The sequence below is a fragment of the Carboxylicivirga fragile genome (genome assembly GCF_050589805.1).
Lineage (GTDB): Bacteria > Bacteroidota > Bacteroidia > Bacteroidales > Marinilabiliaceae > Carboxylicivirga > Carboxylicivirga fragile.
In genome coordinates, this window is record NZ_JBNGOY010000078.1 from 1 (window position 1) to 14,480 (window position 14,480).

Consider the following 14,480-nt stretch of genomic DNA (forward strand, 5'->3'; position numbering starts at 1 on the left):
ATTCTATTTTGTTTTAGTTCTTCAATTTTAAGAAGTAAATTCTCTTTCTTCTCTTGTGCAATATCCAGACTGTTGATGAAGTCGGCATACAAAGTATCCAAAGTATTTGGCAATGTTTGATGGTCGCCATTTGTATGATCAGCTTTCGTATGGCCTTGATTGATAAACTCCTCTTTATCAAATTTAAATATCTCAGCCGCTATGATATCTTCCAAGAGAATTGCGAAATCGCTGGCACTATTGGATTTAGCATTAATAGGATAATCCTTTTTAACTTCCTTATTCTCATTCTCGTCAGTATTGACATTGTTTTTAAAAAAAGGATTGATTAGCTGTGGGATACTGAGTGCTTTTTTAATTTTGATAGGCTTGGCATTATTAATCATATCTAGATAATTGTTATTTAAATCGTTAATCGTTTGTCGATGATCAGTGATGATTACACTCTCCGAATTATTTTTCCGCGCATTTAATGTCCAATTATAAGAGCCGTGGATTGCTACCCTATCATCAATAAGACAGAATTTCTGATGCATCATGCCCGTGCCATCTTTTTTCAATACGTTAACTTTAGCACCCAGATTAGATAAGGCTTTAAAATCAAGTCTTTCATTATCCTTGTTTTGAGCAATTAGTACATTTAAAGTTACTCCTGAACCTGCCTTTTCGAGTAAGATATTGAATAGTTCATGATCGGTAAACCATGCCGTAACAACAGTAATGCTGCTGTTGCTTCTTAATAATTCTTCCCTAATTATTGGGAAGATATTCGGATTGTTTACTACTTCTTGCTTCATATTATATCTTGCTTTATTCTGATAATTATATTTTGGGCTTTATGTTCATATACCTGCCTATTGGCTTGGAAAATCACTTAAATTCATCCCCGATAGTCATGAAGGCTCATGTTAGAAGTATTTCTCATGATTCGTTTCAAATAATGCTTTTTCACTTAACTCCTTGTTCTCTGTCTCCCTAATGAAAGTTAGTTTGTCAGCTGAATAATCATATGTATTATTCAGGAGTATAATCCTTTTAATAAGGAGGATAGAAAGCGTTATGAATAAAATAACAAGTATGACGATCATAATTTCAGTAGAATACTTCTTCATTGCTATTGTGCTATTTTTATTATTTACAGTTGCAAGTATAAATAGCACGTGTGCGATCATTCTGCACATGTCATAAATAACATTCTCCCATTTGAGCTATTCGCTCCTGAATTTTATTCCTTAAGTCAATAGGTTCAATAACTTCAATCTGCTCTCCTCTTGATAAAATGAGGGCCTCTAATTCATAATTTAGGTAAAGATCAAGCTCAATGATTGTGAACTTTTCCGTTTGCGTTTTTATCTTTTGTGAACCATGTATAGGTTTTGTTTTAACGTAGGGCCACAATTGATTGCTTAGCTTAAGCACGACTTTTTGAGTCTTTTCACCAGATGGAATAGACACACCAATTACATCTTCAAAATAATCCTCAAAATTTATAATCGAATTTGGTTGATAGTGTCTTGTTGATTCCTCTATTGAACAGATCCGATCCAAAGGAATATTGGTTATCTCATTTCGATTGTCATTCAGTCCAAACAGAAACCAACGATTATTGTATTGCTTTAAATGATATGGATGAATTGTAAAGTGAGTAGTAGTATCATGCCTGAATGATTGATATTCAATTTCAATAACAACTTTATTAATAATCGAATTATAAACACTTCCCAAGAACTCACGCCCTGTTAGAAAAGGGTTTTCCTCAAAACTGATCACTTTCTGGTCAGATCTACGATTGAAACTGTGATCCAATCGTGCCTTCATATCATCAATCCATTCAAATTGTGGTAAGCCCTGGAAGCGGGAAAGTGTCAATAATGTTTCTTTAAGTTTTTGAACTTCATCCTCAGTAATGGGTTGTTTGCTAATGCTGAAATCAGAATCAGTATATCTATAGTAGGCACGCTTACCATTCTTGAAAGTCTCTATAGGAGCATCGTAACCTTTCGAGTCTCGCATAAATTTAATATCGTCGTAGACCTGACGTCGTTTGACTCCGGTTGAAAGAGGATCGATATCCAACAAAGCTTCATTACAAGCCTCAATTAAGTCATTAATGTAATAATTACGGCCAAGGTTACTAAAACATCTATCAAGTGTTAGGTAACGTATGGTTGCATTTTTATTTGTTGGCATTATATGCGTTTAAGGTTGGTTGATAGGTTATACTTAGACCTCCTGCAAAAGTATTTCGTCCAATATTTCGTCTTTTTGATAATCAATATCCTTTGCGTAAAGTGGCGCCTCTTTGTTATGAAACACCAAACTATAATCATCTCTTTCAATGTAGCCTAAGAAGAGCCCTTGTACTTCATTGCTAAACGTTTTTTTCTTAAGATCCTTAAAGTAAAATAGTGTTTGTACTTTATTCGCTTCACCTGTATATATTCGGTAATCAAAATGTAAGAGGTTATTTATTGGTTGCTCAGTGTAGTTAATCACAGATAAACAAAGCTTATGACCTTTTGGTAATTTATTTAAATAAAAATTAATCCATTCGTTGTCTTCTTTATCGTTACCATATAAATCACCTGACATATCATCCTGACTCAGTCGCCCCCAATCATTCGTCTTGTTTTCAAAGCTTAAAATCTGAACATATTTGCCATTCTTATCCAGCTCAAAACACCATAGGTCTAAATCAACCGGACTATAATCAACAGCAGCAAACCATCCTTTTTCGGCCACAGCACCCCAGTTGATGCCTGCAATTAATCTTTCATTATTAATGATTACACTCATACTATGCTAATAAGTTGTTTAGATGACTAAATACCCCATTTTCTTGCATCATCATTTTACGAATGGCAAGTATCTCATTTCCTAACAAGACCTTACTGTGTGTCGCATCATTTCTTTCTTTTCGAAAATTAACCAAGTCAAGCATCATTGTTATATCACTAAGTTTATCCTTACGTTTCTTCAGTTCTCTCATTTTTTCATGCAAACTGAGTGTTGAAGGGTTTCCATTTCTATCCTTTCTGAATGGACTAAACAAGCTCATCCCATACTTCTCGAAGAGTTTATCAAACTCCAACTCAAGCGCCTTTGAATATGATGTTAGAAATGGGCCCCAATCAGACTGATCGTCCTGCTCCAAAGATTCTTTTCTTTGAATGTGGAACTCTACTGTTGCAATAGTATTTATGGACTCTGAATTAAAATATTTGAATTGATTATTAATCTCATTAAGAATCTCATCAAACTTAACCGGAGACTGTATGAAGTTAATAAATTCATGATGTGCCAACTCCATTTTGTTTTCACATGTCTTGTGAAAACTATTAAATAAATCGTGTAATGAACTATTGGCAGGTATTTCATCTTCCAATAGATGTAATTCTACATGGATTTGCTCCATTTTATGCTGCTCCTGCATCATCTGCTTTGATTGACTTATAAATGAAGGAAGCTCTTTTGCTTTTTGCCCAATGGAAATAAATTTATGGATTGAATCTTCAAGTCTGATGATTAAATCTTGTATTCGCCTTTTTAACTGAGGGTCTTCAAGCTCTTCGAACCATTTAAAATGATTGAAATCAACTTTTTGAACGGTATTCGCAGAAATGCTACGGATGAAACTGGATGGTTGACCATAAGATGTAAGGTACAGAAATTGAGATGCTCTTGTCATGCCAACGTACAATAACTTTAATTCCTGTGCCAGTTTTAAATCGTTATCACAATTAATAGGTATGGATCCCTGATTTAAGTTCGCCAATATTACCATTTTACTCTCCAGTCCTTTAGAACTATTAAGAGTCATGATTCGCACCTGATTATGAGCAAATGAATTATTATTGGCTTTTACCAAGCAGCTATCTATTTCATTGTTATTTAAATCATTATGAATCATTTCCGCCTCTCTATTGGTCCTGGCGGCAACAATGATATCATTCAGGTTAAGATTCTTAGTGTGTGTTTTAATGACATCAACGATGTATTTTAACTGATGCTCGTAATCATTACATAATGCCCAAAATGGTTTTATCCCTGACTTATTAATCAAAATTGGCACAACTTCTTGCTTAACCAACTGATGATTATTTAATAAGGATTGGGCTGCTTCCTGTATCTCATAAGTGGTTCTAAAATTCTTTTTCAGTATTTTACTCTTTCCTTTAATATCAATTCCTAAAGTATTAAATCCATGACCACTGCCCAACCAGGATTCACTATATATGCTTTGTGTATTATCATATAAAAATGTTGCTGAAGAAGATTTCTCATCGGTTAAAAAATGCTTAAGAAAATCCATTCGCGCTTTATCCATATCCTGACATTCGTCGATTATAATATGGGTGTATTGCTTTGGTGGGTTATTGATTACTTCTCTTAATGCTAATAATCGCATTACAGGGAAGTCCATATTTCCGCTTATTATTAGCTCATTGTTATACTGTTTCCTTAATTGAAAAATAGCTTCTCTAACCCGTGATTTTTTTGCTAGGTTTCTTCTATTATCTTCGAACCTGTTACGTCCTTTTCGAGTAAATATTTGATACTGCTTCAAAGAATCAATTCGGCAATGGTTTATGTAATCCACTTCATCTTTCAAAAAGTTAGCATGTTCTTTTTCCAATATCTCAAGATCCGGATAATTTCTCCTTATTGAATTAAGTGCTAAATAAAACACCTCCCATAGTGCCTTAGGATTGGAAGAGCTGGCAGGCATATCTTTATAAAATTTGTGCTTAGAAAAGCGCTTTCTGTAGTCTTTATATTTCTCGTAAATTAATTTGTCAACATTTACTATCTCAACATTTTCAGTCTGATTAAAGTCAAATAGGAATTGACTTCCATCACTCATCTTGCTATTAAGATGTTTGAGATAATCGGTCAATACCTTCTGATAAGTAACCACGAGGATGTTTTCATCATTAAAACATGTTTTCTTCAAATATGGTATTCGATTTAAACCCACGGTAGTCTTGCCACTTCCTGCTATTCCTTTAACCGCAAAAGCACCTGCTTGATTATGGTTTGCAGCATCTATTTGTTCTTTGGTTAAAATGATTGATTCCATATTTTGAGCCAATTAGAGTTAGCGATAATTATTGAATGAACAACTACCTTCGATTTAATACTTCTCGATATGTAATTTCCAAACTAATATTTCCCAATAATATTACTCCAATAGTGCTAATGAAAGTAACTTTAATTAGAAAGTAGTATGTTAAATATAGCAATTGAATCGATGATATTAGATATTCTGAATGGGAGCAATTAATATAATAATCAACATATATACACAACTACTTAGAACATAAATGCATAAAAGTTTAAATAGACTTGTTCTAAATTAAGCGTGAGCAATAGTAATAAATTCTGAATTTTATGATTTAGTTATAACTTACAATGATGCAAAAGCCATCACAATCAAAAAAATTTCGTAAACACAAACCTCGTAAATGTCCGCGTTGCGGATTCAAACCTATGGGGTTAATCTTATATGGTATGCCTGCTATGTCGCAAAAATTATTATTGGTGGATGTATGTTATCAGATGAAGATCAGCAATGGCAGTGCTTTCAATGCCAGCTAAAAATATATAAAACCAATTTCAGTGAGGTAGCTCAGTCTTATAGGCCTAAGGAAGTAATTAGGTTTAACGAAGAATCGACAAAGCAATTAATAGCCAAAGAATACAATCTTCCTGTGGAATGTATTTTAATCAGGTGTTAGGTGATAGGTTTTAGGTGTTGGGGTGTGAGTATGTAAAGGTGTTTTAGGAGCTGTGAAAGTGGTTGTTGTAGATTTTTGTAAAAATTCAATAGTTAGGCTGGATTCTGTTGGGGAGTAGGTTGAGTGTGAGCTTATATATATCGTTATAATCATAGTTACATTGCAGGCAATTAATTTTTTAAAACTAAAAATTACATTTATGTAACCAGAGGTAATCAAATTAAAATTCTTCAATTGAAAATATAGATAAAAAAATAATGATGTATCTTGAAGAATATATGAAAGGTGAAATGAGGGTGTAAAATAATGTTGAACTCTATATATGAGAATAAAAACAAATAATACTATTGGGATTAAACTAAATATCGATACCTCCAAATCTATTAGTAAGACACAATTTGATGAGATTCAGAAACTACTGTTTAAGTATAAAGTTGTTGTTATAAAAAAGCAACAATTAACAGATGAGGAATTGTTGCGATTTGCTCACAAATTTGGTACTGTATTTGACGCTAATAAAGCTCAGGTATTAGGTTCTAAAGATGGCAAAACATCTGAGGTCGTCGTTGTCGGAAATAATGCACCTGAATATGAAGAAGCCTTTTTAGGCCATCAAGAAGTATTACCGCATTCAGATCATCAATGGGTAGAAGAGCCGTCGAGTATTTCTATGTTATATGCTATAGATGTTTCTGAAGGTAGTGCCCCTACCAAATGGACAGATACTACAGCCGTTTATAACTCTTTGTCAGATAAATTAAAGATTGAAATATCAAACAAGCGAATTGTTACATTCAATCCATTCTACAGACCATTTGGGGAAGTTTCCGCCAAATATGTGAATAGGATTGAAGATATTCCTCCAGGTGAGCAAGTGAGTCATCCGTTAGTGAGAACACATCCATATACAAAAGAGAAGATTTTGTATATGCACCGTGCTTATGAAATGGAATTTGAAAACGAACCGTTTAAATCAGGAGTTAAATTATGGAATACATTGAACGACTGTATAGATAATTCCAAGTTTGTTTATGAGCATTATTGGGAAAAGGGAGACCTAGTAATATGGGATAATCGTGCTACACTTCACTATCGTAAGCCATTTGATTCACATATTAGAAGAGTATTAAAAAGAGTGTCAATAGCAGGAGAAAAACCGTTTTAGGTTATGACGAACATAATATTGATAGGTTGTGGTCCGCACGCTAGAAGAGTTTATTTACCAGCAATCCAACAGTCAGAAGGAGCTAAAATATCATTGGTTATTGAATTAGACCATCAGCAAGAATTGGTAACAAAAGTGCTTGAGAAGTATGCGTATTGTGAGACCTATTTTACGGAATGGTTCGAAGATAGCCTTCCCAATAAGTTGGTTGACTATTTGGAGCTTCATATTAAAAAGTACAATGTAGAGGGTGTAATCATTGCAACGGAACCGTTGATTCATAAGGCTTACGCAAAATGGGCGTTGAGTAAAGGTTTAAATATCTTATTGGATAAGCCGATTACCACTCGTAAGAATGTGGTTTCTGAAATCACTCAAGCGAAAGGAATTCTACAAGATTATAATGAATTACTGGCAGATTACACTAAACTACAAGAGCACAAGGAAACGGTGTTTATGATTAATGCACAAAGAAGGTTTCATAAAGGGTTTCAGTTTGTGAGAGAGAAAATTATTGAGGTTAAAGAACAAACGAATTGTCCAATCAATTTCATACAGGCATATCATAGTGATGGGCAGTGGCGATTTCCATCAGAAATAGTTAGTCAAGATTATCATCCATATTGTTATGGATATGGTAAGGCCTCTCATAGTGGTTACCATATATTTGATACCGCTATAGAATTTTATAAGTCTTCGGCCAACGACAATAAAATAGCTTCTAGCTTTGATGTATATAGTTCTATACTACAACCAAAAGGATTTTTTGAACAATTAGAAAGCAGTGATTATGATCGATTGTTTGTTGATCAAAAGGAGCAGCGATCAAAATGGAATACAGATGAATTTTATGAGAAATGTACTGATTTTGGAGAACTAGATTTGTCTTCAATAATAACATTGAAAAAGGGGCATGTTCCCATTGGGAATATTAATATTAATTTGATTCATAATGGTTATGCAGGGCGTACTTGGATAAATCCTGGCAGTGATTTGTATAAAGGTAATGGTCGAATCAAGCACGAAAGTTATCACATTCAACAAGGACCTTTTCAGTCGATACAGATTCACGCCTATCAAGGCTCAGATCAACATGATTTAGATAATGGAATTGAAGCCTATTTAGGAGGTAAGAACCATTTTGATGTTTATGTTTTTAGAAATCCACTTTTATCGAAAGGGAAATCACAACCTGAAGCATATAAATTGACAGATTTTTTCGAAAAACCAGAAGAGGGTAAAGAGTCAAATATAATCATGGAGCAAGTTAAGTTTAAGGTAGTAGAACAGTTTGTTGATTTTATAGGAGGAAGTTTAAGTAAACAGTCTGTTAATTCACAAATTACGGAACATAAAACAGCCGTTCAGATAATGAGCGGTTTTTACCGTTCTCATATCAATGCTATCGAGAATAAATTACCGGTAATGTCTTACGATTTAGATTAGAATTATGCTTAATGTGTATGTGGATAAAGACGTAAAGGGTGCAGAGCTGTTTATACAGGTGCTGGCATCTTCGAGATTAGAAATAAATGCATTTTCTTGTCTAACTGAAATACCCCATGATCAAGTAGATGTAGCAGTAATATGGTTAAAAGTGCCCACTTGTCTGAAAGCGTTCATAAATCTCAAACTATTATTAACGAGTGGTAGTGGGGTAGACCACCTGATTAATTCAGATTTATTACCCAAGTTAGTTCCAATAATTCGGTTAGTGGATAAAAAGCTAAGAAACAAGGTTGCTGATTATGTAATTGATGCAGTAGCTGAGTATAAGTCACTAATAAAGGAATTAAATACCGCCAATATTACAGTAGGTATGATGGGGCTAGGACTTATTGGTGAAACATCTAGTGAGAAACTAAAACAGCAAGGGTATAATGTAATTGGTTGGGCAAAGTCAGATACAAAGAAACGATCAATTTCAGATGTTTACACAGGATTAACTGGTTTGCATGAGTTTGCGAAACAAAGCCAAGTTGTAGTTTGTCAGTTACCATTGACCGAAGATACAAAGCACATTCTTAACAATAGTCTGTTTGACTCAATGCCTAATGAGGGGTATGTCATTAATGTTGGACGTGGAGGACACTTGAACGAAAATGACCTTATTGATTCGATCAATAAAGGACATTTAAAGGGTGCTTGTTTGGATGTTTTTAAAAATAAACCACACCCAGAGCTAATTGTATTGCAAAATCAAGATAGAATTAAATTAACACACCATATTGCAGGAGGTATTTTTCCAGAGGAACAAGCGAAATATGCAATTGAAGTAATCGAAAAATTCTTCACAAAAGAAGAGAATATAGAAGGAGAAGTTAATTTTAAAGAGAAGTATTAACTTATGAGTTTACCAAAAGTTATAATACATTGTCAATATGTTTATGGACTAGGCCACCTTGTTAGGGCATTGCATTTAGCAAAAGGGTTAGCTAAATATTATAACGTTTATTTTTTGAGTGGTGGAGAAGTAGTAAAGAATTTTGATGTTGATGTATCAATTCATTTTATCCAACTACCAGGTATATATAAAAAGGAGGAAAGTACTGAAATGACAAGTGTTTCGGATGAATTGTCTTTGTCGAAATGCTTTGAGTTGCGTGATCAAATGATTCGTGAAACGGTTCGAAATGTAAAGCCAGACGTTGTTATTACAGAACATTTTCCTTTTGGTTTTCTGTTTGAGAAAGAAGCAATAAAGCTGATTAATTACGCTAAGGACGCAAACTCAAATACTAAAATAGTTTGCAGTGTCCGTGATGTTATAGAAAGCACAAATGGGGGTGTTAATGATCAGAAGACGATAAGGACATTGAATGAATTATATGATTTAATACTCATTCATGGAGACCCTAAGCTCATATCTGTTGAAACCAGTTTCCCTTTAGTTAAGGAAATTATAATTAAACTAGTATACACTGGCTATGTCATTGAGCAAAGTATGCGATATAATGAAAGGAAATCAAATAATATATTGGTATCAGTTGCAGGTGGGCGCGTGGGTAATGAACTGTTGAATGCAGTAATCGAAGCATTTGAAGTGGTTAAGACGAAATCAACATATAATTTAATTGTTTTTAATGGGGCTTTTAATAAAAGTTTTGTAGCAACATCAAGAGAAAATAGGGTTAGGTATTTTGATTTTCAACGTAGGGAGTTCTTGAGACAGTTATCTCAAAGTAAAATTTCAATTTCATTGGGAGGTTATAATTCAACGATGGAATCACTTTATTTAGGTAATAAAGTGGTTATATATAATCGAGAATTTCTTGGGTCAAACGAGGAACAAAACATTAGGATTTCAACTTTCAAAAGCTTAGGACTAATTGATGTCATTAGTATAGAAGATCTTGAGGTTGAAAATTTGGCGAGAGTGTTAATGATTCAGATTAACAAAGAAGACAGAGAACGTGAAAATCATATGATTGACTTTGGAGGAGTGGAAAATACGGTTTGTCAAATTAAACAACTTGTTGATGGAGAATAATCAAAAAGGTAAGGCAATAATCCTACTTTATCATCAAGTTGGAAGAAAACCAATTAAACAAACTAATTTAGATTGCTATTGTCATCAAGATCGTTTTAAAGAGCAAATGGCTTTTTTAAATGATTCTAAATATAAGGTAATAAGTTTGGATGATCTAGTTGGTAGAATTAGTTCCTTAAAGAAGGATTTTGATGACGATTACGTGGTTTTAACCTTCGATGATGGTTGTGAGAAGTTTTCAGAAACGGTATTGCCAATTTTAAGAAAATATGATTTTCCGTCAACAATTTATCCAGTCGCGGGTTGTTTAGGTGAAGTAGCCTCGTGGTCAAAAGTTGTTAATCCAGATTTAAGTATAGTCTCTAAATTAGCATTGAAACAACTTTCGGAGCAGGGAGTAAGTATTGGTGCTCATACCATAAGTCACATTAATCTTTCAAATTGTGATATTGATAATGCTAAGGAGGAGATTTTTAATAGTAAGGTATTGTTAGAGAGCATTATAAAAAAGGATGTAACTTCTTTTTCATACCCACATGGGGGCTACAATGAAGATGTAAGATCTTTAGTCAAGTCTTTAGGTTTTTCAAATGCTGTAACGTGTAATTCAAAGTTTATAAAACCAGACAGTTATTTATTTGAGTTACCAAGAAAATACGTCACTTATTTTGACACACTTGAATCATTCAAAACTATTTTAACAGATGAGTAATTATTCATATCCATTGTTTGATAGGATTTCGATTGAATGTAATTCTTATTGCAATCGCGACTGTTCTTTTTGTACAAGAACATATGACAATAGAGAAAAGGTAAGAATGCCATTGTCTTTGATTTATAAGGTTTTAAAAGATTTGAATGAAGGAGGGTTTAAAGGTCTAATTTCTTTCCATTTTTATAATGAAATTTTCACTGACAATAGAATTTTTGAGATTTTTGAGAAATGCAAAGAGTTAGGTTTAAATAATTATTTGGTAACCAATGGTGATTTGTTAACCAAAGAAAAGGTGAAAAAGTTAAGCCGGTATAATATAAGAGAGTTTACACTATCATTGTATGATTCGAAAGATAGGGAGGACTTTGAAGAGAGAGCACAGCAATATATTGAACATTACCAATTGGATGCTTATGGTTGGGAATTAATAATACTTAATGGAGGTGAAGGATTCACAAATAGAGCTGGTTATGTTGATCATGTGGAAGAAAAGGTTAAGCTACCAGTTAAATCCTCGTGTTCAAAAATTGTTAAGAAAGTAGATGTGAGATACGATGGAGAGGTTGTAATGTGTTGCTTAGATTATTATGGTCTACATTCTATAGGAAATATTAATAATCAAAACATAATTGATATCTGGCATAGTGAAAAAAAGAGGCACCAATTAATCGATTTGGCTAAGGGAAATCGATATAAATATGAGCTGTGCTCTAGATGTTCAGATTATATGATTGATGTATAAGAGTTTTGTATTATGATGAATCAAGAAATTTTAGAAAAGATAATAGATGCCAAATTGAGTAATTACTTCACTCAATTTGAAGCTCTTTATTCAATAAAAAAAATGTTTCCTGAAGCAGTTTATTTACCACCAACCAGAGGATGGGCAGGATCTCCAGATTTTTTACTCAAATTAATTGAGTTAGTAATTACAGAATCACCAAAATATGTTTTGGAATTAGGAAGTGGTGTCTCAAGTATAATCTTAGGTCTAGCGCTTAATAGATTTACCAATGGGCAATTGGTTTCGGTTGATCATGAAGCTGATTTTGCTCAAAAAACCCGAAAGTTTATTGATGTAAATAAATTGAACGGAACAGTTGAAGTAAACCATTGCCCTCTTTGCGAATATCAGTATAATGAGTCAAGTTGGAAATGGTACGACTTGTCGAAGATTAAGCTTGAGAATAAAATTGATTTACTTGTCGTTGATGGACCTCCAAGGAAAATTCAAATGAAATCTAGGTTTCCGGCACTACCCGTTTTAAGAGAGAAATTATCTTTAGAAGCGACAATTGTATTAGATGATGCAAATCGTTTAAATGAACAACAGGTTATTAAAGACTGGGAATCTTACTTAATTGAAAATGATTTACAATTTGACTTGTTTGATTATCCGGATTATGAGAAAGGTATGGCTGTAATAAAATTGCATACGTAGATTGCACGATTTTTTTAATGCTTACAATGTTGAAAATTGGAAATATTGTGAATGCGATACTGAAATCTTAAGATGAATCGTTCATGTTTACCTCTAATATTGGGAAGTAAATTTCTAATGTAAATGAAAAACCATTTGGTTTTAGTTTTACAGTTTGTTGTAGATATTTGTGAAAATTCAATAGTTAGGCTTAATTCTGTTGGGGAGTAAGTTAGGCACGAGTTTATTCAGAATGTATTTTAATCAGGTGATTGGTAATAGGACGCAAACAAGTTTGCTTTAGGTGTTAGGTTTATTTTCGTTTGTCACATGAGTTAGCAGGAAATGTTATTACATTCATCATTTCACGAAGGCGGCTTCTTACTCTTTGCCCATAGAGTTTTTCAATATCCTTGGCATTGAGGTTGGTGGTAGCGTGGGTAATGAGTTTGTTAGAAATGAAGAGGTCGTAGCGACTGAGCACGACTTCGGCCAAGACATTACATTCGGATCCAAAGTGTTTAATGTTTGATTCTGCTCCGAGGTCGTCAAGGCAAATGGTCTTGGGTGTTTTGGATCCAGGAACAATGGTGAAGCTTCGTTTGCTATAGCGATGAACTACATCGTAGCCGTCTTTTTGAAATTCAAAACTGATGTCACGGCAGGCTTTAAGGGCAAAGCGTTGGTGTTGTTGCAAGATGGTTTGCATGAGTTTCATGAGGGCTGTTTTGCCACAGCCAACCGGGCCTATCAAGAGCATTCCCTTGCGAAGGTTGATGCTATTCTGTTTACATAGTTCTTCATCCTGGATAAAGTAGGCGAAAAGCTTCTTTATTATGGGCTTATCTTCATCGTAGAGTTTAAAATGGGGACCATAAGTGGTAATGCCTTTTCGTGTGATGAGGTCGAGTGATTTTTGGAAATCGTAGTAGATGGTGTTGTTGTGGATTTGATAATGGTTCATAGTTTAACAGTTTTTAGGCAGAAGGCAGTAGTGATGTGCAGCTTGGTTAAAATGGGTTTTAGGACTTAGGTGTTAGGCGTTTGGACGCTTCGCTTAAGGTGTTAGGTTTTGGGTGTTCGATGTAGGGATTTTCGATGTTTGGATGTGGGGTGTTGAAATATTACAAAGGTTCTTCATAGTTAACAGATGAAGGTGGTGGTGAGGTTGGATGTAGGGATGTGCTTCGACTACGCTCAGCAACCGATTGTTTATATGGACGATGTTTTTCATGGAATTGTTTTTTGTGAACTTCATTTGTGCTTCGACTCCCCTTCGGCAAGCTCAGGACATGGTGCTCAGCATCAAGACTTTTCTTCTCGAACCTTTTGATGTTGAGTATCCAGTTTCGAGCAGCGGCTTTCCAATCTTTCATTGGTGATTTGCCGCCAATGAGCCAGCCATTTGATTCATAATAGTTGAAGAAGCGTTCCGCTTCTGTTTTTGGATGGCCTTTTTCCTGGAAGTAAATTTGGATGTGTTGGAGCGGTGGCACCCTCTCAGCCGAATGGGCAGCTCCCCCAGAGGAGCATTGATTATTTTTCATATTTTCATTTTTAGAATTAGAAATTGATTTTTCATCTTCTTCTATAGTGTGTGTTGTTTGTATGTTTATAGAAGGGCTCATTTTTGATACTGAAGGTGTACAGGATATAGTATCAAATCTGTACAGGATAATGAGGCTTCCTTTGGTTTTATCGTAGGAAGGGTCGTAACGAATAAACTGATGCCGGTGCAATTCTTTTAAAGCTTGCGTATAGGTATTGGGTGATCCGATTCTGGCTAGTTGCATGGTTTCTTTTCTAGAGATACTTATGGGATTTTCAAATCGGTTGGTATTCCACATTCTAAACAAGACCAGATAGAGACTTATGTGATAGGGTTTGAAGGTTTGCACTTGGTCCATCATGGCAAAAGTGTTGTTTAGGTGCTTGATGTAGTTCATTTTTTA

At 34.2% G+C, this 14,480-nt stretch carries 13 protein-coding genes; 7 read left to right on the forward strand and 6 right to left on the reverse strand.

The window, feature by feature from the left end:
* The 4 genes from ACRD7B_RS21710 to ACRD7B_RS21725 form a co-directional block, all read right to left on the reverse strand.
* On the reverse strand, positions 1-797 hold a 797-nt coding region (locus ACRD7B_RS21710), incomplete at its 3' end, for a phospholipase D-like domain-containing protein (RefSeq protein ID WP_430826768.1).
* Positions 798-1,182: 385 nt separating this feature from the next.
* Positions 1,183-2,190 (reverse strand): helix-turn-helix transcriptional regulator, encoded by a 1,008-nt coding sequence (locus tag ACRD7B_RS21715; RefSeq protein ID WP_430826769.1) that lies wholly within the window; start codon positions 2,188-2,190, stop codon positions 1,183-1,185.
* 33 nt (positions 2,191-2,223) lie between these two features.
* On the reverse strand, positions 2,224-2,796 hold the full coding sequence (locus ACRD7B_RS21720) for a TerD family protein (protein ID WP_430826770.1): 573 nt from the start codon (positions 2,794-2,796) through the stop codon (positions 2,224-2,226).
* Position 2,797: 1 nt separating this feature from the next.
* Positions 2,798-5,080 (reverse strand): 3'-5' exonuclease, encoded by a 2,283-nt coding sequence (locus ACRD7B_RS21725; RefSeq protein ID WP_430826771.1) that lies wholly within the window; start codon positions 5,078-5,080, stop codon positions 2,798-2,800.
* 980 nt (positions 5,081-6,060) lie between these two features.
* Here ACRD7B_RS21725 and ACRD7B_RS21730 point away from each other — a divergent pair.
* From ACRD7B_RS21730 to ACRD7B_RS21760, 7 genes are read left to right on the forward strand one after another with little or no spacing between them, the layout of a single operon-like run.
* Positions 6,061-6,903, forward strand: coding sequence for a TauD/TfdA dioxygenase family protein (locus tag ACRD7B_RS21730; RefSeq protein ID WP_430826772.1), 843 nt, complete (start codon positions 6,061-6,063; stop codon positions 6,901-6,903).
* A 3-nt stretch (positions 6,904-6,906) separates the two neighbouring features.
* Positions 6,907-8,349, forward strand: a complete 1,443-nt coding sequence (locus ACRD7B_RS21735) for a Gfo/Idh/MocA family oxidoreductase (protein ID WP_430826773.1) — start codon at positions 6,907-6,909, stop codon at positions 8,347-8,349.
* Positions 8,350-8,353: 4 nt separating this feature from the next.
* Complete coding sequence (locus tag ACRD7B_RS21740; protein ID WP_430826774.1) at positions 8,354-9,247, forward strand: NAD(P)-dependent oxidoreductase; 894 nt, start codon at positions 8,354-8,356, stop codon at positions 9,245-9,247.
* A gap of 3 nt (positions 9,248-9,250) precedes the next feature.
* Positions 9,251-10,393 (forward strand): glycosyltransferase family protein, encoded by a 1,143-nt coding sequence (locus ACRD7B_RS21745; protein WP_430826775.1) that lies wholly within the window; start codon positions 9,251-9,253, stop codon positions 10,391-10,393.
* Positions 10,383-11,105 carry a polysaccharide deacetylase family protein gene (locus ACRD7B_RS21750; RefSeq protein WP_430826776.1) on the forward strand — a complete coding sequence of 241 codons (723 nt, stop codon included), beginning with the start codon at positions 10,383-10,385 and terminating at the stop codon, positions 11,103-11,105. The genes ACRD7B_RS21745 and ACRD7B_RS21750 overlap by 11 nt, the downstream gene beginning before the upstream one ends.
* Positions 11,098-11,850 carry a radical SAM protein gene (locus ACRD7B_RS21755; RefSeq protein ID WP_430826777.1) on the forward strand — a complete coding sequence of 251 codons (753 nt, stop codon included), beginning with the start codon at positions 11,098-11,100 and terminating at the stop codon, positions 11,848-11,850. Before ACRD7B_RS21750 ends, ACRD7B_RS21755 begins: the two co-directional genes overlap by 8 nt.
* Before the next feature lie 12 nt (positions 11,851-11,862).
* Positions 11,863-12,549, forward strand: coding sequence for a class I SAM-dependent methyltransferase (locus tag ACRD7B_RS21760; RefSeq protein ID WP_430826778.1), 687 nt, complete (start codon positions 11,863-11,865; stop codon positions 12,547-12,549).
* Between the two features lie 292 nt (positions 12,550-12,841).
* Here the strand turns inward: ACRD7B_RS21760 and ACRD7B_RS21765 are convergent, their stop codons facing one another.
* Positions 12,842-13,492, reverse strand: coding sequence for a P-loop NTPase family protein (locus ACRD7B_RS21765; protein ID WP_430826779.1), 651 nt, complete (start codon positions 13,490-13,492; stop codon positions 12,842-12,844).
* A 160-nt stretch (positions 13,493-13,652) separates the two neighbouring features.
* Positions 13,653-14,474 carry a hypothetical protein gene (locus tag ACRD7B_RS21770; protein ID WP_430826780.1) on the reverse strand — a complete coding sequence of 274 codons (822 nt, stop codon included), beginning with the start codon at positions 14,472-14,474 and terminating at the stop codon, positions 13,653-13,655.
* Positions 14,475-14,480 lie beyond the last annotated feature (6 nt).